Genomic DNA, 21,278 nt, shown 5'->3' on the forward strand with positions numbered 1-21,278 from the left:
CTATAGATATTTTGCTACAATTATCCTTAGGTTAAATGTGTACACAAAAGATATGCAACAATACAGTACTAAATATAATAAAAAAGCTATTTTATTAGTTAATCTAGGTACTCCAGATAACTATGATGTAAAATCTATTAGAAAATATCTTAGAGAATTTTTGTCTGATCGTAGAGTAATAGAAGCTAATCCTTTATTATGGAAGCTAATCTTAAATTTAATTATTCTACCAATTCGTTCAAAAAAGAATGTGCATACTTATGAAGCCGTATGGAATAAAGAGCATAATAAATCGCCCTTGCTCTTATACACTGAAAATCTAGCAAAAAAACTAGATCAAAGACTCGATAATTACATAGTAGATTGTGCGATGCGTTATGGCAATCCAAGCATTGAAAGTAAGATTAAAAGCTTACAAGATCAAGGAGTAACTGAGATAATAGTATTTCCACTATATCCTCAGTATTCTGCGACTACTACTGCAACTGTTTATGATGAAATATACAGAGTCCTATCAAAGCTAAGATGGCAACCCGCTATCAAAGCAATAAATCCTTACTATGATAATAAGTTTCATATTCAAACTATTAGTCAACAAATTAGAAATTATCTTCAAGTTACAGACTCATATCTGGATATAATTTTATTTTCTTTCCACGGCTTACCAAAGGAATATTTTGATAAAGGTGATCCCTACTATTGCCATTGTCACAAAACTTATCGCTTGGTCAAAGAAAACCTGCAAAATGAATATCCTGATATAGATTTTGAATTATCATTTCAATCTCGTTTTGGTCCTAAAAAATGGTTAGAACCATATACAACTGTCAAACTAGAAGAATTTGCAAAGCAAAATAAAAAAGTTGTAGTTATAGCCCCAGGATTTAGTGCCGATTGCCTAGAAACATTGGAAGAGCTAGCAATCACTGAAAAAGAAAACTTTATTGAAAAAGGTGGTAAAGAGTTTGTTTTAATTCCATGTTTAAATGACTCTGATGAACATGTCGAAATGTTATATAATATTATAAATGAGGAAATATGCCTAAAAAAATAGCTATACATTGGTTTCGTCAAGACTTACGCCTTGCGGATAATCCTGCGCTACATCAGGCTAGTCAAGCAGATGAGACAATTACAATATTTATACTAGATGAGAATCAAGAGATTGGTGGAGCTAGCAAACTTTGGCTTCATCACTCTTTGAGCAGTCTAAGTAAATCTCTAAATAATAAGCTCAACTTTTTTAGTGGTAATCCCCTAGAAATCATAAAAAAACTTGTCAAAGAAAATAATATCACAGATTTTTATTGGAATAGATGTTATGACAAGTACAGTATTGATAGAGATACTCAGATTAAACAATTTCTGCAAGAGCAAGATATAAATGTAAGTAGTTTTAATGGAAGTCTACTTATCGAACCATGGCAATGTAAAAAAGATGATGGCACACATTATAAAGTATACACTCCGTTCTACAAGGAGCTTATCAAAATTAGAAAATATCGCTCAAATATTGTCAAACCAAGTTTTAATTCCCTAAAAAAACTAGAAACTGCTGATGAATTAGATTCTTTAAAACTACTAGAACCAAAACTTTCTTGGCAAAATATAATAGATCAATGGCAAATTGGCGAAGATGCCTCGCATCAAATCCTTGAGGAGTTTCTAGATGGTAAAGTAAAAGAATACAAAATAGCTAGAGACTTCATGAGTACAGACTCAACTTCTAAATTATCTCCATATTTACACTTTGGTGAGATATCACCTAACCAAATTTTTAATGCCGTGCAGAGTCTAGACTATATTGGTAACAATGAAGAGCACTTTATCAAAGAATTAGTTTGGCGTGATTTCTCTTATTATCAGATATATTATTATCCTGAATTACATAACAAGAACATCAACCAAAAGTTTGATAGTTTTGAATGGGATAACGATGCTACTCTTCTTAAAAGATGGCAAACTGGACAAACAGGTATTCCAATAGTTGATGCGGGCATGAGAGAGCTTTGGCAGACTGGCTATATGCATAATCGTGTACGTATGATAGTTGCTAGCTTCCTTATCAAAAACTGTCTTATCCACTGGAAATATGGAGAAAAATGGTTTTTTGATACTTTATTTGATGCTGATTTTGCTAGTAATAATGCTAACTGGCAATGGGTTGCTGGTTGTGGTCTAGATGCCGCTCCTTACTTTAGAATTTTTAATCCTGTACTACAAGCTGAAAAATTTGAAGCTTATGAATATATTCGTAAGTATGTACCTGAACTTAAGTTTCTACCAAATAAGCTAATTGCAAAGCCATGGGAAGCAAGCGAGCTAGTATTACAAGAAGCAGGAGTTAAATTAGGTGATAATTATCCAACACCTGTGATAGATCTCAAGAAATCTCGAGACAAAGCATTAGAGTTGCATAAGAAATTAAACTAATGTTATCCATATTATTAATTATCTATAGTCTATAGCATTTATATTTGAGATTATTAGTATAGCTGTAATCGAGGAGAATAGTTATGAGTGATAAAATAAAAGCTATTAAAGCAATGGAAATTTTAGATTCACGTGGTAATCCAACGGTAAGAGTTCATATAGAACTTGAAGATGGTACACAAGCTACAGCATCCGTACCTTCGGGAGCTAGTACAGGTGAAAATGAAGCTGTTGAGTTACGTGATGGAGATAAATCACGTTACGGTGGCAAAGGTGTATTAAAAGCAGTTGCAAATGTTAGTGAAGTTATAGCTCCTGCATTGATTGGAATAAATGCTCATAAACAATCACAAGTAGATCGTATAATGATTGAGCTTGATGGTACGAAAAACAAATCTAAACTTGGGGCTAATGCAATACTCGGAGTATCAATGGCTGTTGCAAGGGCTGCAGCATTATCTCATAAAATACCTTTATATCAATATCTTGGTGGTGCTGGAGCTAGAAGAATACCTGTACCATGTATGAATATCCTAAATGGTGGCGAGCATTCAGATAATAATGTTGATTTCCAAGAGTTTATGGCCATACCTATTGGTGCTAAATCCTTTAGTGAAGGCTTACGCTATGTAGCAGAGACTTTTCATACATTAAAAAGTATCCTTAAAGAACGTAACCTAGTAACTAGTGTTGGTGATGAAGGAGGATTTGCTCCAAATGTCGAAAGTAATGAAGGCGCTATTGAACTAATTATCGAAGCTATTAAAAAAGCAGGTTATACACCAGGTAAAGACATATCAATAGCTATAGATTCAGCAGCAAGTTCATTCTCTCCAAACATTGATGATAAATATGATCTAAAATGGTCTGGAATTGGTAAAAAAACTAATCAAGACCTAATATCTTTAGCTAAAGAATGGGTTAAAAAATATCCCATTATCCTATGGGAAGATCCTTTATCGGAAGCTGATTGGGATGGTTTTAGAGATTTTACAGCTGAACTTGGTAAGCATATAGAAGTTGTTGGTGATGATATATTTGTTACAAATACCGAATATATTTCTCGTGGTATAAAAGAAAAAACTGCAAATTCAGCATTAATTAAACTTAATCAAATAGGTACTGTTTCTGAAACTATAGAGGCTGTAAGAATGTGTCGAGATAATGGCTGGCGTTACTTTATATCACATAGATCAGGAGAAACAGAGGATGATTTTTTAGCTGACTTTGCAGTAGCTATGGATGGAGGACATCTAAAAACTGGTTCAGCTTGCCGTAGTGAACGTATAGCCAAATATAATCGCTTATTAGAAATAGAAAGTGAACTTGGTAATAGTGCTCTTTATTATTGGAAATAATATCAATTACTTTAATTTTTTCTAAAATTCAAGCTTAATAAATTGCTTATATTGCTGCCCTTTCTTGAGTTTGATATCTGAATTATCATAGTTTTTGCCAATTACTGGTATAAACTGTGGCTCAAAACATATTGCATGAAATTTCTGTGAATTTAAAACATTTGATAACTTCAAACCATCAGGGAAATTAGTAGTATATATCTGCGTAGCTGGATAAGAACTTGTTACTACAAGCTTTCGACCACTAATCTCATCTGTAAATTTAATAGCTCCATCAACAATATAACAATGATCTATCCCACCACCACTAAAATATTCAAAATTAGTTTCTAATTTATCTGCAATAACTGATTCTTGACTAAAATCCATTTCATAAGGAACTTTTATAATTTGCTTAGGTATACTGTTTGTATTAGTTATTACTACTCTCTCTGCAGATACTTGTAATTTGTGATTTTCTATAGTCGCTTTAAAATCTCCAGATAAATTATAGTAATTGTGATTTGTGAGATTTAGTAATGTATCTTCATTAGCTATGGCTTCAAAATGGATTACTAATGAATTATCTTGTAACTCATAAGTTATATCAATCTGTACATCTGCTGGAAAACCATCATCTGATGATTTTTGAATACGGCTAAATTTAACTTTATTTTGATTAACTCTATAATCAAATCTTTGATGAGAGATATTATTAAAACCTCCATGAAGAGTATTAATAGATTTCTCATTTTTACTAACACTATATTTTTTATTATTTAAGATAAACTCACCATCTTTGATCCTCCCAGCTACCCTACCGATACTAGCACCATAATATGATGGATTATTAAAATAATTTTCTATATCTGCATACTGTAAGACTATATTTTCAAACTTACCATTGTTATCTCTAGTTCTAAGAGAATATACAGTAGCTCCAATGTCTAATAGTTCTAATTGGATATTATTATTTTCTAATGAAATTACATTTAGGAAGTTTTGTGCGATTTTAATTCTTTTAGTAGATACTTTTAGCATAGTCTAATATCAATTTTGCAACTTGTGATTTTGATATATTATTATACTCTTTTAAATTATTTTCAGATAAGATTGTTACACTTGAACTATCATTACCAAATACTTCGGTTGAATTAGCAACTATCATATTTAGATTTTTTTTGACAAGCTTAGATCTAGCATATTCAACTATATTTTCAGACTCGGCCGCAAAGCCTATAGCAAAAATACTTGGATATGATTTTTTACAATTTGCTAAAACATCAGGATTTTTAATAAACTCTAAAGTTAAAGTTTCATCAGTTTTTTTAATTTTATTTGTAAATTTATTTTTGATCTTATAATCAGCTACTGCAGCACAACCAATAAAAATATCACTATCTTTAGCTCTCTCGAGCATTGCTTGATTCATTGCATCAGCACTTTTGGTATCAATGATTTCTAAGTTAGGATGTTTAATATTAAAATTAAAGCTTATTGTAGTTTTTGCTTTTAATACTACAACAATTGCTCCTCTTACAAGTAACTCTCTTACCAATGCAAAACCCATCTTACCAGAGCTGTAATTTGATAGATATCTAACACCATCGATATCTTCTACAGTTGCTCCTACTGTTATCACTACTTTTTTAGCTTTGAAATCTTGAGCAATATTCAATAACTCAAACAAAACTTCAGGCTCATGTAATCTGCCACTACCTATATCTCCACAAGCTTGAATGCCTTGATCTGGAGCAATCAAATTAAATCCTATATTTTGAAGTTTTGTAATATTCATCTGAGTTAATTGATTTTGCCACATATTTACATTCATAGCAGGAGCTATATATACTTTAGAATTATCCTCATTAGCTAATATTGTTTGACTTAATAAATCATCAGCTAAACCATGAGCCAATTTTGCAATAGTATTTGCTGAAGCCGGAACTATAAATATCTTATCAGCCCAACGTGATAAATTAATATGTGCCATACTTTGACTATATTCACTCATATTCAAAGATTCATCAGTGTAGACATTACAGCCTAAAGCTACTAAAAGTTCAGGCTTTATAAACTGCTGTGCTCCTTTAGTGACTATAGCTCTACACTCAACACCACTTTTAATAAAAAGTCTTATCAAATTTATAGTCTTAAAAGCTGATACACTACCAGTAATCCCAAATAAAATCTTATTACTCATAAATATTAATCTCTACTTATTTAATATCTTCTCTCTTTTATAAAACATAATTATTAGTAAAACCATAATAGCTACTAATACAGCTAAGATATTTACATTCATTCTAAATGTGCTTTCATTAGTAATCCAATAAGCAAAAATAATCCCAAAGAAAATACTACTAGTCCTACCTAAGGCAAATATCATATTAGTAGCTAATGAACGAACTTCTGTCGGAAACTCAGTTGCTGCATATTGTGCCCACATAATGTTATAACCACCACCAATAAGCCCAATAAGTATTCCATAGAAAAATATAAAATCACTAGATACATATTTATACGCAAAGATACTCACCAGAAATATAACTATATTTATTACAAAAAATAAACTCGGTGATTTAAAATATTGGTTATATATTCCGCTAAGAATACTACTAATAATATTTCCTGCAAAAAATCCAAATAAAAACAGCTTAACTAAACTTGCAAAATCGACATCATTCGCGATGAATTTCACCAATGCAAACATTACAGTTATCACAAAGAAATAAGGTAGTGTAATTAAAAAGTTAAGAATCAGCGGTTTATTATAATTTCTGATAAGAAAACCAATACTTCCCGCATTTTTAAATTTATCAGATTTATACAACTCTATAAAATATGGTGACTCTTCTAATACTCTTCGAAATGCGTATATTCCCAAACCAGCAAATCCACCAAAAATAAACATTACTTTATAAGATAAAACACCCAAAAGTGTAGCGACCACTCCTCCTAATACTCCAAGAATATATAAAAGACTCATTCCCCAAGCAGCTAATCTAGGCGGAAAAAATTCTACTATCAAAACACTAGATACAGCAAACTCACTTGCTAGAGCCAAGTATGCTAAAAATCTTAGTAGCATAAAAATGTAGATATTATTTACAAATATACACAATAAAGTAGTCAAAGAATAAAGCAAAATACTATATTTTATGACCGTAATACGCCCAAACTTATCGGCTAAAATACCAAAGAGGATTGCACCAACTAAGATACCAACCATTTGAATATTATTTATCAAGTAATAAGCTTGTTGAATTTTAGTAGAATCAAAAATTCCAAATTGTTGCTTTAGTAAATCAACATAAGAGACGCTAAATACAGTCAAATCATAAAAATCTATAAAGTAACCTAAACACAGTATTACTAAAATCCATTTTGCATTTTTCATTATTCAAAATAAATTGATAATATTAGAGATGTATTATAGATAGATAAAAGTTTAATGACTATAGCTAAAAAGCATTAATCGACAATAATATTCTTCTCATTTGCTGTAGACCTACAAAATGCTACATAACGCTTATCAGTCACAAACCAATAGAATACTGCACCAACAATAGCGTCAGCAAAATAGTTTGTTATAGGTGTAGTTAAACAAACAAAAATTATAAATGGTAATATAAGCATTAAAAGATTTTTAATACCAATTCTTCTAAACTCAAGGCTTGCATATATAGTTATTAAAACTACAAGTATTGCACTCATATTTATTTGTGTCTGAATCTCTACTGTATTAAGTAACAATGTCAAAACCACAAATACAACCAAACCAAATAGTCTAGTACGTGGCGCTAAAGCTCCCATACTTACAGGTGCTGCCATATATCCTATAATGTGAAAACCTGTCACAACCAACATCAAACCAGTCCAGTTATCTGAGAAAAACAAAAATATAACTGATAAAATAAAGTTTGCAAGAAGAGATCTACGCGAGATATTTACAACAGGAGTAATTTTAGCAAAATATCTAGGCATCTGTCCTTCTGAAGACATTGCATATAGCATTCTCGAAGAAGCTCCTAAATATGTATATCCTGTAGCAGATGGACTAACTACGCTATCAACTATAAGCAAAAATGATATATAACCAAGTCCTAATAGTGTCGCTAATTGTAATAATGGTGAATCAAAATCTAATCCAGCCCAACCACCTTTTTCTAAAAGGTATTGATGAGGAACTGCCTGCATAAATGCATATTGCAAACCTAAATATAAAACTAAAACTATAAGTAAAGCTAAAATAATTGCTAATGGAATATTTCTACCAGGATTTTTAACTTCACTAGCATAAGCAACAACTGTTTGAAATCCATTGAAGGTATAGATCAAACCACCAGCAACAATAGCAGTCAAAGCTGAGCCAAATCCAAACTGGGAATTGTTAGGAATATCTTCGGAAAACATACTAACATGATCAGAGCTATGTATAAATGCATAGGCTATAAATATAATAACGATTATAAATGGTACTGCCATTTTAAATACTGTTATAGCATTATTGACTCTAGCTAATAATTTAACACCATAAAAATTAATAACTAAATATATAAATAATACAGCTAATGCGAAAGTCATACCAGCTGTAGTCAAAACGCCATCACTCATTAACCATTGCATAGACTTAACACCAGATAGATACTGAGTAGTTGCTAATGCTTCAGATGAAATAACTACAACAATACCAAACCAGTTTGCAAAAGCAAATGGCATCGCAAAAATACTATTATGAGATATCGCACTCGATCTAGTTGTAGCTCCTCTTACTGGATACAAAGATACAACTTTACCAAGACATAGCGCAATCATTACAACAATTAATGCTGCTAAAATCCAAGCCAAAAAAGCCCAGTTACCAGCATTTTTAGCTGTAAGCTGAGCACTAAATAGCCAGCCTGAACCGACCATACAAGTAGTACCGATCAATACAGCACTAAACAACGACATCTTTTTTACAGATACATTATCACTCATATTCTTTCCTTATAATTAATTTAAAACTAGACAAAAAAATATTTGACATATTTTTTAGCTATAACTTTTTGATAATTTTTGATCATCGACTGACAAAAAATTTGACAAGGTAAGTTTTAAATTACCATCAAGAATATGAGTTTACAATATTTTTTACTCCTCTAAACTCATTAAAGATGCATTTCCACCAGATGCGGTAGTATCGACACTGACAGTTTTTTCTACAACGAATCTACGCAAATATAGAGGTGATGCTGTTTCTATTGCTAAGCTAGTGCACTTACCATCTTTAGCAACACTTTCTGCAACAAACGGGATAATTGCTCCTCTACGTAATGCCAAAGCTTGATGAACTTGTTTAACTGCTGAAATACTTCCTGAAAAAGTCACTAAAGCTACTTTACTATTGAACAGTAGCGCTGAAGTAATCTCTTCATCATCAGATAAAATTAAATTAATAACTTTAGGATCAACACCCGCCTTAAGCATTAACTTAACAATATTATAAGCTGTTAAACTACCTGTATATGCAGGTTTAGCTACAACAGTATTACCGGCTAATAATGCAGCTGTTGTTTGACCTACAAATCTTATTAATAAGTCACAACTTGAGCACATACTAACTACTACACCACGCCCTTTCAGGCTTAGCTCATCAATTTCACCTGTAGGTCCAGGTAACAACTCAGGATGTGCAAATTCCTTTTTAGCCTGTAAGCAATAATATGCTACTTGCTGTATAGTTTTATCAATCTGAATATGAGCATCTTCTACAGATACATTTGATTCAGTAACCAAGCATGATGCTATTAGATGACGCTCTTTTTCTAATAAATCCAAGAATTTTTCAACAATTAAAGCTCTATCTTCAGCATTTATATGATTCCAAGCATCTGCTTCTGCATAAGCTGCTTCTATAGCTTTATCGACGGTACTTACAGAGGCAACATATTTTTTACCAATATTCTTACCATCAGCAGATTTTAGATCTACAAATTTATCCTTCTTAGCTTTCTCACCAGCTACAATATTAGTGATACTATATTTATCTTTTATCAGTTTGTTTGTAGCTAGTTCATCATTAGCAATTTTTTCTGGATTATAAATCTCTTCTACCGCACCAACACCTGATAATTTTTCATTTGCCAAACGATGCATATAGTATGGACCACCTGCTTTAGGACCAGTACCAGATTTACCTTGTCCCCCAAAAGGTTGGACACCGACAACAGCACCGACAATATTTCTATTTACATATACATTACCAGCTTTGATGTTATTTTTAACATAGTTCATAACCTCATTAATTCTACTATGAACACCTGCAGTCAATCCATAACCAGTAGAGTTAATATCCTTTATAAGTTTGCCAAGTTCATTTGCTTTAAACCTAAGGATATGAAGAATTGGACCAAACTGTTCTCTACCAAGGTCAGATAACTTCTCTATTTCAAATGCAGTAGGCATTACAAATGTACCTTTTTGAGTATCCTCATTTGGTTGAGCTTGGTATACAAGTTTAAATTGTTTTTTCTTCTCTTCTATATATGCATTTAAGTTATCAGCTGCTTCTTTATCTATTACAGGACCAACGTCTGTATCAATATACTTTGAATCACCTATTTTAAGCTCTTTCATCGCACCAACAATCATTTTGATATAATTATCAGCGATGTCCTCTTGTAAGCATAATATACGCAATGCCGAACAACGCTGACCAGCGCTATCAAAAGCTGAACGTATCACATCTCCAGTAACCTGCTCTGGCAGAGATGAAGAGTCTACTATCATAGCATTCTGACCACCCGTTTCTGCTATAAATGGTACTATCTCACTAGATTTTGATGCTAATGTTTGATTTATAATCCCAGCAACTTCTGTTGAGCCTGTAAATATAACTCCTTTACATACAGGACTTTGAACTAAAGCACTACCAACAGTTGCTCCATCTCCAGGAGTAAACTGTAAGACACCCTTAGGAAGACCTGCTTTAAATAGTAACTTGATAGCTTTATAAGCGATAATAGGAGTTTGCTCAGCAGGTTTAGCAACAACAGTATTACCAGCAGCTAAAACAGCTGTAATCTGACCTAAGAATATTGCTAGAGGAAAGTTCCAAGGGCTAATACATACCATTGCTCCTCGACCTGTAAACTCAATCTGTTTCAAATGATCAGATAGCGCTGGTAAATCAATTGGTCCATTAAATTCTCTACGTGCCTGAGCAGCATAATAACGACAGAAATCTACAGCTTCTCTAACCTCATCAATAGCATTTGATAAAGTTTTGCCAGCTTCAATCATCGCTATAGCAATAAATTCATCAGTATTCTTTTCTAATAAATTTGCGAATTTTTCTAGAATATCAGCTCTTTGACTAGCTGGAGTATTATTCCAATCTTCAAATGCACTTTGAGCATTTTTTAACGCTCTTTTTGCCATTTTAGCATCAGCATTAATCACAGTACCAATTGTATCACCAGTATTTGGATTTATAACAGCTTCAGCTGTGCTCTTGTCAATATCAACATTAGAAACTATTGGCTTTGCTTTATATGTATTTTTAAGAGTATATTTCTCAATATTTTTATACATATCTGCTAACACTGCGAAGTCATTAGCATTATGACCTTGTGAATTTAACCTAGGAGCTACTATATCTTTTGGATATGGTATATTAGGATGCTGACCACAACCATAGTCAACAGCTTTTTTAACTGGATCTTCTATTAGCTCTTCAATTGGTAAGTTCTCATCAACGATTCTATTTACAAATGAGCTATTGGCACCATTTTCTAGTAATCTTCTGACTAAATAAGCAAGTAAGTGCTTATGTCCACCAACCGGAGCATATATTCTACAAGGAATATCTTCATAACCTTCTTTACCAACTATATTGTCATATAAAGGATCACCCATACCATGTAGACATTGAAACTCAAAATCTTTATTGCCATTAGCCAACTCCATCACTACAGCTACAGTTTGGGCATTATGAGTGGCAAACTGCGGATAAATATATTGATGATGTTCAAAAAGTTGCTTCACACATGCTTGGTAAGAAACATCTGTATGATATTTACGTGTAAATACTGGGTAACCTGCTAAACCTTGCTCTTGTGCATGTTTAATCTCAGCATCCCAATATGCACCTTTTACAAGACGAATCATAAATCTTCGATTAGTTTTCTTAGCAAGATTAGCTAAGTAATCTAATACATAAGGAGCTCTTTTCTGGTAAGCCTGAACAACTATACCAATCCCATCAAATCCATCTAAAGATGGCTCATGAGCCAATCTCTCTACCAATTCTAGTGATATTTGCAATCTCTCAGTTTCTTCAGCATCAATATTCATTCCTACATTATATTCTTTAGCTAACTGAGTAAGTTTAAATAACTTTGGATACAATTCTTCATGAACTCTTTGATGCTTTGCAACTTCATAACGCGGATGTAAAGCAGATAGCTTAATAGATATACCCGGATTCTTTTTAATCTCTTTATTTGTTGCATATTTAGCCAGCTCATTTATAGCATGCAAATACTGACTATAATAATAATCAGCATCAGCCATAGTCATTGCAGCTTCGCCTAGCATATCATAAGAATAACTATATCCTCTAGCAACTTTAGTTTCTGATACCTTTAATGCTTCTTCAATAGTTTCACCAAGTACATATTGCTTACCAACTATTTTCATAGCCTGCTTCATAGCTTGACGAATTACTGGTTCACTTGATTTTTTTAGCAAGTTTTGAAAAACCTTTCTATATGCTCCATGAGGCTTCTTCAAAATTTTACCAGTTAACATCAAACTCCATGTAGCAGCATTAACAAACAAATGTTTTTCTCTACCAACATGATTTTTCCATGCCGCACTAGTTAATTTATCTTTGATAAGTAGATCAATGGTGTATTTATCAGGTACTCTTAATAACGCCTCAGCTAAACACATTAGTACGATACCCTCTTCAGAAGATAAGTCATACTCAATCATAAAAGCATCAATACCAGATTTCTTTAGCCTATTTTTTCTAACTTTTTCTACTAAACCATATGCTCTTTCTCTTACTTGTGCTTTTTGCACACTAGACATATGAGCTTTATCTACGAGTTTAGTTACAGCCTCTTTTTCTTCTATAAGCCAATATTTAGAGATATTCATTATTTCATTTGAAATAGGATACTCACCTGAATGGTTTAATAAGTTATTCATATTGCTTCCTTTTATACTTACTTTAATCTATTTTTGTTAAATTTTTTCTTTTCTAGAATAATTTTGTTAATAAGCTCTCTGTATCTATCTGGTGGAGTAACTCCTTTAAACAACCAGTCAAACATGTCATTATCTTCGCTAGTCAAAAACTCGACAAACAACTTTTTACCGGCAAGATCTTCTTGCATATAACAATTATTTAAATATGGGGCTAATATTATATCAAGCTCTAGCATACCTCTACGTGCAGAGTATTTTATTTTTTCTACTGAGCTGAATATAAGATCATCATTTTTTATTATCATAAATAGTCAAGCTTATTAAATATAAGGATTACACTAGTTTATACTATACACTTAAGACAACCAATATCGTTAAAGGAATTATTTCAAAAAATACTCTTTTATTTAGCTAAACAATCCGGTATTATTTGCTCTATAATTTTAGGTTTATTCATAACTATTTATTACCTATCTAAAATAAGTTTATTCAAACTAAAAAATACTAAAAGGATTTAAATTTAATGGCTATCAGTCAAAATGTTACAAAAATACTTCAAGATATCGATGAACTAGATTTATTTAGCAATATTTCAGATGAGTGGTCGACTCTACTTAATGAATCTGATGATGAAATCAAAATCAAAAAACTATACTCAGCATTAGTAAAAGAGAGTATTCGCCGTGAGACAGCAGAAAGATTAGCTAAAGATGCTAAATCATACTGTGATCTTATTCAGGAACAATCTAAGCAACGTATATCTGACTTGAAAGAAAGCCTAGAGAGCCAAATTGCATTTCTCACTCAACAAATCAAAGATCTAAAAGTTGAGTCTTCAAAAAATCTTGATTACTACAGAAATGAGTTAAAAAAAGCTACTAGAAGTTTGATAGATAACAAAAATTAACTAGACTAATAAATTTGAAATATCTCAGAAAGCTATTTTATTTGTATTAGCCTTTAAAATTATAATATTTATCTTTCTTGATATCTAAAATTCCCAGTATAAGAGAATACTTCTCTATTATTGCATTTTGAAAAAACAGCTCTAGAAAATCTATCTTGATTATCTTTCTCTATTTCTAAATCAGCACAATTAGTTATAGCTTTACCTTTATCATCTAAAACAGTATAGCTTGCAAAAGAAACTCCCGACAATGAAAATAACAATATCCATACCACTAAAATTTTATTTTTCATATTTTAGAATCTTATATAAATCACTAATACAAATAGAATATCAATATAATCAATTATTTTCTATTAGAAACTTTCAAGAATAATTCTAAATCTTTTTTAGACTGCTTCTGTAAAGCCAAGTTTCCGATATCTTTTATAAGAATAAATTTTAACTCTTTATTACTATTTTTCTTATCCAAAAGCATTGCATCTAAAAACTCTTTTTGACAAATATCTCTAGGGAAATCAATAGAAATATCAAAGCTAACTATAAATTTTTTAAAATCTTTTGCTTGTTGTTGTGAAATTATATCTAGGTAGCAAGAAAAATCTATAGCCTGAGCTATTCCAACACCTACTGCTTCTCCATGTTTTAAACCTAGATATTTTTGACATTTCTCAATAGCATGACCAAATGTATGTCCGAAATTAAGGATTGCTCTAGCGCCTGTAGTTTCCTTTTCATCTTCCGCGACAACTTGAGCCTTAATGTGACAACTTCTTTTGACCATTTCTATCAAAGTAGAAGCATCTTTAGCTAAAATTTTATCTCTATTTAAATCAAGCCAATGATAAAAATCTTTTGAGATAAAAGCATATTTAATAACTTCAGCCATACCAGATATATATTCTCGTTGAGGTAAAGTTTGATAAAATTGCACAGATGTATAAACAAGTTTTGGCTGATAAAATGCTCCTATCATGTTTTTGCCTAAAGGGTGGTTTATTGCTGTCTTACCACCAACAGAAGAGTCTACCTGTGATAATAGTGTAGTAGGAATTTGGATAAAGTCTACTCCTCGCTGATATATAGCAGCAGCAAAACCTGTAATATCACCAATAACACCACCGCCTAGTGCCACTAAAACAGTTGAATTTCGAGTATATTGATTTTCTAGCAAAGATGATAATATTTTATCTAAGCTTGTTTGAGATTTATATTGCTCACCATCTTCAAGTACACATGTCTTAATGTCTAATTCATTAGGCATTGAATCTAAAAAACTATCAAGATATAAACCAGCTACTGTAGTATTAGTGACAACTAAGACTTGTTTATTTTCAATATGAGAAATAATATGAGAAAGATCTAGTGAAGAATCAATTATAATATTATAACTTTCACTAGACGTAGGATTTACTGATAGTTCACTAATCACAGTATTGTTTCTTCAACTAAGAATGTAGATATTTTGTTAACTATATTTTTTACTGTTGCTCCATTTGTTTCAACCACAACATCAGCAATACTTCTATATAAAGGCTCTCTCTCAGCCATTAATTGCTCTAAGACAGGTTTTTTATCATCAACTCTTAAAAGAGGTCTCTTTGTATCTTTTGCCGTTCTCTCAAGTTGTTGCTCAATAGTTGCTTCAAGATAAACAACTTTACCACGTGAAGATAACAATGATCTTGTATCTGGATCAAGTATAGCACCACCACCAGTAGCTAGAACTATGTTTTGTTTTTCTGCCAAAATTTCAGCAATAACATCTCGCTCACGCTTCCTGAAGCCTTCTTCACCCTCTAGATCAAAGATCCAATTAATATCAACACCACACTTTTTTTCTATTGTATCATCAGAATCTATAAACTCTAATTTTAACTGTTTAGCTAATTGCTTACCAATAGTAGATTTTCCAGCACCAACTGGACCAATTAAGAAAATATTTTTTGTTCTTATCATTTTTGACTCAAAATTATAAGTTGATTACACACTGTGATAGTTTGTTACTAATCACCCCTTGTACATAAAAAATTATAGGCTATAAGATACCTAAATATTAATATTATTGCAACTATTATCTGCTATCATTTTTGGACCTTCGACTCAATAATCTTAGGTGTTATAAAAATCAAAAGCTCTGCATCCCTATCTTCTATTTTAGTATAACTAAATAAATAACCCAAATAAGGTATATCACCTAAAAATGGTATTTTATTACGCGTTTCTGTTTGCTCTTTGGTATAAATCCCACCAATCACTACAGTTTCACTATCTTTAACCATTACTTTGGTTGTTACTTCTCGTTTATTGATTATAGGAGGTAAGTCTTCACCTGTTGAGGTTTTACCTGAAGATGCGCCAACACTATTTTTTGTTACAAGTACTTCCATCACAATATTACCATCTGGTGCAATTTGAGGAGTAACTTGAAGCTCTAGCACTGCCTCTTGGAATGCTACAGATGCAGCACCTGAAGCAGTTGCTTGTTGATATGGTACATCTTTACCATCTTTAATAAATGCTGTTTCATTATTAGAAACAACCAAATGCGGTGATGATACCAGATTAGCTAATGATTCATTCTCAAGAGCTCTTATCTCCATTTCTAACTGAAGCCCCCCTGCCAGAGTATAGGCAAGTCTTGCAGTACTAGCTACTACACTAGTATCTGTTTCTCCAGGCTTTGGAGTTGGATTACGAAATGTATCAAGTCCTACATTAAGTCCCGATGGGTGACTAACACCATAATTAAACCCTAACTCTAAACCACTTGTTCTTTGTACTTCTACAATTCTTGCTTCTATAAGTACTTGATCATTAGGTATATCAATTTCATTTATTACATTCCTGATAAGTGGAATTTTTTCCTCTGTATCGGTTACAATAAGCGTATTTGTACGTGCATCTGATGTTATACTACCTCGTGGCGACATAATTCCACCATTTTGTTTTGCCATAGAAGTAATAACTGTCTGAGCTGCTTGTGCTGTAGTATAGTTTAAAGGAATAAACTCTGTTACTAACGTCGCGTTATTTTCTAATGATCTTTTTGTTTGTAGCTCGAGTTGTTCTTGTGCTGCGATTTCAGCAGCTGTCGCAACATAAAGAATACTACTCATTTTTTTGGTAGCTAGTCCCTTACTAACAAGAACGATATTCATCACCTCATTCCATGGAACATTTTTAAGATCAATAGACACGTTTCCACGTACACTACTACTAACAACTAAATTTAATCCTGCAAATTCTGATAGGACTTGAAGAACTGTCTGTACAGGCGTATCTTTAAAAGATATTGTTATAGGCTCGTTAACGTTAAAGCCTTCAACACGGCTATTACGTCTATCAATTTTAAACTTAAAAGTATTACCCTCTTTAAAATCACTCAAAGCAATTCTATCTAGAGAATGTATCACAAAAATGACATTACCATTGTCTTTAAGAATTTTTATTGAATCTACTATCGTATTAAATACTTTAGTATCAATATTACTTACCCATTTATCAGATATGGTTGTATCATCAAAAGTTATAGTAAGAGTATAGCCATCTTGAGATACTTTTGTCTTATATCCAGCGAAATTGCTAATATTTTCTTCAAAAGCAACATCAAAAACAGCACTACCATTCAAACTTCGATGAAACTCTAGATCTTTAATATGTTTGCTATAATTAGTGGTTTTACTTTCATCTCTTCCAACTATCTTCGTTTCCGGCGGCTTAGCCTCTTGAAGCTGATTTGCTGGTGTTTGACTGCTATTTTGTGAGTCTGCAAATGAGGCTTCACAACCTAGCAATCCTCCCAATAGAGTCAAAACAGTTAATAATTTATTATTTCTAAAAAACATTAATTCACCCTAATGTATAGTAACTGGAGTTTTTTGCCAAACTCTCTTTTGATCATTTTTTTTCCATTCATCGACTACAATACCTTCTTTGGTAATATTTTCGACTTTCCCATAATTTTGTCCAATGAGTTCACCTTCTTTTATATATATTGGCTTATTCTCCATTGAGTTTTCAACTACACCCCATTTTTGATTATTTTGAGAAACTGTTCCTTTAAACTTAAAGGAATTTAATGGATACTGTTGTAAACTTGTAGGTTTATTACTCATAACTTCTTTAAGTTCCTCTGGAATAACTATTGGCTTAAGTTTAACAACTTCTTGTGTTTGTTTAACCCCTTTGATAGGTACTCTTTTTTCAAAAGGTAGCTTGTGATCTATATTAAAAATATTACGTATTTTTGATAATCTCTCAAAAGTTAATGTATCTCCTTTATATTCAGGAATATCAAGCTTTTCTGTACTTTTTGTAGTCTTAGTACTATTCTGAATAAGTTGATTAACCTGATCTATTCTAGTTTGATAAGAAGCATAACAATTACTATAACCAGCTATCAATAATATTAGACATAACAATTTTAATCTTTGATATTTACTCATTTAAATTACGCTCCTACTCCTTGACGTGAATAGGTCTGCAAATTTAGCTCAGTAACTATTTTAGAATCAGACTCTTTTTTAATATTTATATTAGTGATAACGGCGATATCTTTCATATCTATCAAAGCTACGAACAATTTAATCAACTGAGTAAAATCACCAACTAATTTAGCTTTAAAATCTAGCGCATATAAGTCTAAATATTTATTTTTTTCCACACCTGCTGGTGATAAATCAATAATTGTAATACCAGAACTACGAATAGCTTCATTTAGCGCGGATAAGAAAATAGGTACAGAATGACGTTCAGGAATACTAAATCTTTCCTCAATATTATGCTTTTCTAATACCTTCACTTGTTCTTTAAGAGCTTCTAAATCTTTTTCTTTCTTAATAAGTCTTGGTATTTGAGACTCCATTGAGTTTATATGACTTTCTCTTTGATTCGCTTGTGAAATCACAGGACTAACCAAAATACCATAGAAAATAAATATAAATAATCCAAAAGTAATTATTAATACTGGTAGCTTAATCTTTAATGGAGCATCTATAACTATTACAGCATACTTGTTAGATAAAACGAATCTTCTTATTTTATCTACCATTTCACACTCTCTCCCTTAAACGCATTACCTTCACCAAATTTAAACTCTAAAGAAAAACTCCTTTGCCCATTTTTCTCAGATCCTAAATTCTTAAGCTCAACTTTTTTAACTCTAAACTCAATTTCTAAGTTTTTCATAAAAATTGAAAGTAATTTCAAATCTCTCACTTCACCTGTAATAACAAGAATATCTGTATTTGCAACATAATTTATGTTTGTAATATATAACTGATCAGTTATTGCTCTAGAAATTTTTTCTAAACCAAGTAGTATGTAATATTGACTAGCTTTGATATTAGCTAAATCTGAAGATACATCCAATAGTTTATCTCTTTGACTTTTGACAGTTGGATATTCAGCTACATTTTTGTTTAGCTTAGTAATTTGAGTTTGGATATATCTCTCTACTTTAATATCTTCATCACTAGACCATGAGAACACTATAGAGAGAATAAACATAGATATAAAGGCCACTAATATCATAAACCCAAGATCTATGCCTATATAAGTAAGCTGTTTCTGGCGCCAACGACCACGTACAAAATTAAGATCCTTCATTACTTATAGAGCCTCCTTCATAGCAATTGCTATTGGTAAAACATACCTATATGGTTGCTCTATATCCCCAAACTTTTGGTAATCTATATTTATGAATGGATCAAGTATCTTACAATTCTTTTGTGATAAATCCTTTATCGATTCAAAAATGCTCTCAAAATTTTGCTTAATACCATATACATAAACATTATTATCTTGGATTTCATCAAAACTATCAAAGCTATTTTCACCAAAATCTAAGGACATAAAATCCATAAATCTTAGCAACAACTGAATAACTTCATCCACATATGCTACATCACTAATATTGTCATCAAAAATCTTTATAGATTCATAACTTTTTAGCTCGCCTTGAGGAGAAAAACTATAAATAGACAACTTATCTGAATATAACCCTAAAAAAACACTATCACTCGAATATTGAGATATCTCACCGATAAAAAGCTCTGAAACAAAACTACTAATTGCAAGTTTATCTAAAGTACATACAGATAAGGCCCGTCTTGCTTTACTTGCGATACTATATAATCTTTTAATTTTTTCAATATCTGAAATATAGTATATGATCAAAGTACCATTACTTTCTGATTCATCGTAATAGTCATACGCCATGTCTGTATACGTATCTGGAAAACGTTTCTTCAAGAAATACTCATTTATATAAAAGAATACACCCTCCTTTTTGATAATTTCCAATGCTCTTTTATCACAAGTAATTTCTTCTTTAGTGACATCAATTTCATTATAACTAGTAAATCCTAGTTTAACAAAGCGACCTAACTTATTTTCCTTTATGATTTCTGCAACAACGTTACCAACATACTCATTCGTTAATTCACCTTCAAAATAAGCTTCTGGAGCAAATACGTGACTATTACAACTTACTAATGTGTAACTATCTCCTTTTTTATCGAGCTTCACGCTAGCTAATGAATATCTGTCATATTCAATACCTAAAACTGTCTTTTGTGCTTTTTTGCGTCTTTTTTCAAGTAGTAACGATATCATAAAATTTCTTATAAAAACTATAGCCTAAAATTAGATACTCTATTTCTAGATATATAAGTTTGTTTATTTTATAATTAAAACCACATTAAGTAAACTATAGTTTAAAACGTTAAGGCTAAATTAACTATGCGTATAATACTTTTAGGTGCTCCAGGAGCTGGTAAAGGAACTCAAGCAAAGATAATCGAAGATAAATATAATATTGCTCACATATCTACTGGAGATATGATAAGAGAAACTATCAAATCAGGTAGTGAAATAGGTAAAGAGTTAAAAAAAGTACTTGATGCTGGGCAACTAGTCTCGGATGAATTTATTATCAAAATCGTCAAAGATAGAATATCTAAAGATGATTGCAAAAATGGATTTTTGTTAGATGGTGTACCTAGAACAATAATCCAAGCTGAAGAGCTAGACAAGCTAGGTGTAAATATCGATTATATTGTTGAAGTAGATGTCAAAGATAATCTGCTAATCGAAAGAATAACAGGCAGAAGAGTTCATCCTGCATCTGGTAGAACATATCACACTAAATTTAACCCTCCCAAAGTTGAGGGCAAAGATGACATTACTGGAGAGGATTTAATAACTCGTACAGATGACAATGAAGACACAGTTAGAGAAAGACTTTCTGTATACCATGCTCAAACCTCTAAGTTAATCGATTTTTATAGAAACTTCTCATCTGCAAATACAAAAACGCCAAAATACATAAAAATAGATGGTGACCAAGCAGTTGATAAAGTCTCTCAAGACATCTTTAATCAACTTAAATAAACTCT

The 21,278-nt window shown here is 31.7% G+C and carries 19 protein-coding genes; 5 read left to right on the plus strand and 14 right to left on the minus strand.

What is annotated here, in order from left to right; genetic code table 11:
• The first annotated feature begins 52 nt into the window (after positions 1–52).
• The 3 genes from hemH (at position 53) to eno (ending at position 3,791) form a co-directional block, all read left to right on the plus strand.
• Entirely contained in the window at positions 53–1,054 is a 1,002-nt protein-coding gene (hemH, locus tag FTPG_RS07745) for a ferrochelatase (protein WP_004287885.1), read from the plus strand.
• Positions 1,039–2,433, plus strand: a complete 1,395-nt coding sequence (locus FTPG_RS07750; RefSeq protein WP_004287886.1) for a cryptochrome/photolyase family protein — start codon at positions 1,039–1,041, stop codon at positions 2,431–2,433. Before hemH ends, FTPG_RS07750 begins: the two co-directional genes overlap by 16 nt.
• 83 nt (positions 2,434–2,516) lie before the next feature.
• On the plus strand, positions 2,517–3,791 hold the full coding sequence (gene eno / locus FTPG_RS07755) for a phosphopyruvate hydratase (protein ID WP_004287887.1): 1,275 nt from the start codon (positions 2,517–2,519) through the stop codon (positions 3,789–3,791).
• A 21-nt stretch (positions 3,792–3,812) separates the two neighbouring features.
• Here eno and FTPG_RS07760 read toward each other — a convergent pair whose 3' ends face one another.
• The 6 genes from FTPG_RS07760 to FTPG_RS07785 all read right to left on the minus strand — a co-directional run bounded on the left by FTPG_RS07760 (position 3,813) and on the right by FTPG_RS07785 (position 13,276).
• The gene (locus FTPG_RS07760) at positions 3,813–4,811 is read right to left on the minus strand and encodes an aldose epimerase family protein (RefSeq protein ID WP_004287888.1); all 999 of its coding nucleotides are present in this window, start codon (positions 4,809–4,811) and stop codon (positions 3,813–3,815) included.
• On the minus strand, positions 4,792–5,973 hold the full coding sequence (gene coaBC, locus FTPG_RS07765) for a bifunctional phosphopantothenoylcysteine decarboxylase/phosphopantothenate--cysteine ligase CoaBC (protein WP_004287889.1): 1,182 nt from the start codon (positions 5,971–5,973) through the stop codon (positions 4,792–4,794). Before coaBC ends, FTPG_RS07760 begins: the two co-directional genes overlap by 20 nt.
• Positions 5,974–5,985: 12 nt before the next feature.
• Entirely contained in the window at positions 5,986–7,170 is a 1,185-nt protein-coding gene (locus FTPG_RS07770; RefSeq protein WP_004287890.1) for an MFS transporter, read from the minus strand.
• Positions 7,171–7,244: 74 nt separating this feature from the next.
• Complete coding sequence (locus tag FTPG_RS07775; RefSeq protein WP_004287891.1) at positions 7,245–8,753, minus strand: APC family permease; 1,509 nt, start codon at positions 8,751–8,753, stop codon at positions 7,245–7,247.
• A 153-nt stretch (positions 8,754–8,906) separates the two neighbouring features.
• Complete coding sequence (putA, locus tag FTPG_RS07780) at positions 8,907–12,971, minus strand: bifunctional proline dehydrogenase/L-glutamate gamma-semialdehyde dehydrogenase PutA (RefSeq protein WP_004287892.1); 4,065 nt, start codon at positions 12,969–12,971, stop codon at positions 8,907–8,909.
• Between the two features lie 17 nt (positions 12,972–12,988).
• Entirely contained in the window at positions 12,989–13,276 is a 288-nt protein-coding gene (locus tag FTPG_RS07785) for an FAD assembly factor SdhE (protein WP_004287893.1), read from the minus strand.
• 218 nt (positions 13,277–13,494) lie between these two features.
• On the opposite strand from FTPG_RS07785, the gene FTPG_RS07790 reads away from it, so the two are divergent.
• Positions 13,495–13,878, plus strand: a complete 384-nt coding sequence (locus tag FTPG_RS07790; protein WP_004287894.1) for a hypothetical protein — start codon at positions 13,495–13,497, stop codon at positions 13,876–13,878.
• 68 nt (positions 13,879–13,946) lie between these two features.
• Here FTPG_RS07790 and FTPG_RS07795 read toward each other — a convergent pair whose 3' ends face one another.
• The 8 genes from FTPG_RS07795 to FTPG_RS07830 all read right to left on the minus strand — a co-directional run bounded on the left by FTPG_RS07795 (position 13,947) and on the right by FTPG_RS07830 (position 20,496).
• Complete coding sequence (locus FTPG_RS07795) at positions 13,947–14,171, minus strand: hypothetical protein (RefSeq protein WP_004287895.1); 225 nt, start codon at positions 14,169–14,171, stop codon at positions 13,947–13,949.
• A 53-nt stretch (positions 14,172–14,224) separates the two neighbouring features.
• Entirely contained in the window at positions 14,225–15,310 is a 1,086-nt protein-coding gene (gene aroB, locus FTPG_RS07800) for a 3-dehydroquinate synthase (RefSeq protein ID WP_004287896.1), read from the minus strand.
• Positions 15,307–15,837: a shikimate kinase AroK gene (gene aroK, locus FTPG_RS07805; protein WP_004287897.1), complete on the minus strand. Its 531-nt coding sequence runs from the start codon at positions 15,835–15,837 to the stop codon at positions 15,307–15,309. The genes aroB and aroK overlap by 4 nt, the downstream gene beginning before the upstream one ends.
• 125 nt (positions 15,838–15,962) lie before the next feature.
• The gene (locus tag FTPG_RS07810; RefSeq protein WP_004287898.1) at positions 15,963–17,726 is read right to left on the minus strand and encodes a type IV pilus secretin PilQ; all 1,764 of its coding nucleotides are present in this window, start codon (positions 17,724–17,726) and stop codon (positions 15,963–15,965) included.
• Positions 17,727–17,735: 9 nt separating this feature from the next.
• Positions 17,736–18,326, minus strand: a complete 591-nt coding sequence (locus FTPG_RS07815; protein ID WP_004287899.1) for a pilus assembly protein PilP — start codon at positions 18,324–18,326, stop codon at positions 17,736–17,738.
• Between the two features lie 5 nt (positions 18,327–18,331).
• On the minus strand, positions 18,332–18,931 hold the full coding sequence (locus FTPG_RS07820) for a type IV pilus inner membrane component PilO (protein WP_004287900.1): 600 nt from the start codon (positions 18,929–18,931) through the stop codon (positions 18,332–18,334).
• Entirely contained in the window at positions 18,925–19,488 is a 564-nt protein-coding gene (locus tag FTPG_RS07825; protein WP_004287901.1) for a PilN domain-containing protein, read from the minus strand. The genes FTPG_RS07820 and FTPG_RS07825 overlap by 7 nt, the downstream gene beginning before the upstream one ends.
• Positions 19,489–19,491: 3 nt before the next feature.
• Positions 19,492–20,496, minus strand: coding sequence for a type IV pilus biogenesis protein PilM (locus FTPG_RS07830; protein WP_004287902.1), 1,005 nt, complete (start codon positions 20,494–20,496; stop codon positions 19,492–19,494).
• A 126-nt stretch (positions 20,497–20,622) separates the two neighbouring features.
• On the opposite strand from FTPG_RS07830, the gene adk reads away from it, so the two are divergent.
• Positions 20,623–21,273 carry an adenylate kinase gene (gene adk / locus FTPG_RS07835; RefSeq protein WP_004287903.1) on the plus strand — a complete coding sequence of 217 codons (651 nt, stop codon included), beginning with the start codon at positions 20,623–20,625 and terminating at the stop codon, positions 21,271–21,273.
• Positions 21,274–21,278: the final 5 nt, after the last annotated feature.

Origin of the sequence: Francisella philomiragia subsp. philomiragia ATCC 25015, from assembly GCF_000156715.1 — a bacterium.
Lineage (GTDB): Bacteria > Pseudomonadota > Gammaproteobacteria > Francisellales > Francisellaceae > Francisella > Francisella philomiragia.

Coding starts and splice junctions, on each gene's coding strand:
- FTPG_RS07795 (WP_004287895.1), bottom strand. CDS start 14,171: ATGAAAAATAAAATTTTAGTGGTATGGATATTGTTATTTTCATTGTCG.
- eno (WP_004287887.1), top strand. CDS start 2,517: ATGAGTGATAAAATAAAAGCTATTAAAGCAATGGAAATTTTAGATTCA.
- hemH (WP_004287885.1), top strand. CDS start 53: ATGCAACAATACAGTACTAAATATAATAAAAAAGCTATTTTATTAGTT.
- FTPG_RS07825 (WP_004287901.1), bottom strand. CDS start 19,488: ATGAAGGATCTTAATTTTGTACGTGGTCGTTGGCGCCAGAAACAGCTT.
- FTPG_RS07815 (WP_004287899.1), bottom strand. CDS start 18,326: ATGAGTAAATATCAAAGATTAAAATTGTTATGTCTAATATTATTGATA.
- FTPG_RS07820 (WP_004287900.1), bottom strand. CDS start 18,931: ATGGTAGATAAAATAAGAAGATTCGTTTTATCTAACAAGTATGCTGTA.
- FTPG_RS07775 (WP_004287891.1), bottom strand. CDS start 8,753: ATGAGTGATAATGTATCTGTAAAAAAGATGTCGTTGTTTAGTGCTGTA.
- FTPG_RS07810 (WP_004287898.1), bottom strand. CDS start 17,726: ATGTTTTTTAGAAATAATAAATTATTAACTGTTTTGACTCTATTGGGA.
- FTPG_RS07785 (WP_004287893.1), bottom strand. CDS start 13,276: ATGATAATAAAAAATGATGATCTTATATTCAGCTCAGTAGAAAAAATA.
- FTPG_RS07790 (WP_004287894.1), top strand. CDS start 13,495: ATGGCTATCAGTCAAAATGTTACAAAAATACTTCAAGATATCGATGAA.
- coaBC (WP_004287889.1), bottom strand. CDS start 5,973: ATGAGTAATAAGATTTTATTTGGGATTACTGGTAGTGTATCAGCTTTT.
- adk (WP_004287903.1), top strand. CDS start 20,623: ATGCGTATAATACTTTTAGGTGCTCCAGGAGCTGGTAAAGGAACTCAA.
- FTPG_RS07830 (WP_004287902.1), bottom strand. CDS start 20,496: ATGATATCGTTACTACTTGAAAAAAGACGCAAAAAAGCACAAAAGACA.
- FTPG_RS07770 (WP_004287890.1), bottom strand. CDS start 7,170: ATGAAAAATGCAAAATGGATTTTAGTAATACTGTGTTTAGGTTACTTT.
- aroK (WP_004287897.1), bottom strand. CDS start 15,837: ATGATAAGAACAAAAAATATTTTCTTAATTGGTCCAGTTGGTGCTGGA.
- FTPG_RS07750 (WP_004287886.1), top strand. CDS start 1,039: ATGCCTAAAAAAATAGCTATACATTGGTTTCGTCAAGACTTACGCCTT.
- putA (WP_004287892.1), bottom strand. CDS start 12,971: ATGAATAACTTATTAAACCATTCAGGTGAGTATCCTATTTCAAATGAA.
- FTPG_RS07760 (WP_004287888.1), bottom strand. CDS start 4,811: ATGCTAAAAGTATCTACTAAAAGAATTAAAATCGCACAAAACTTCCTA.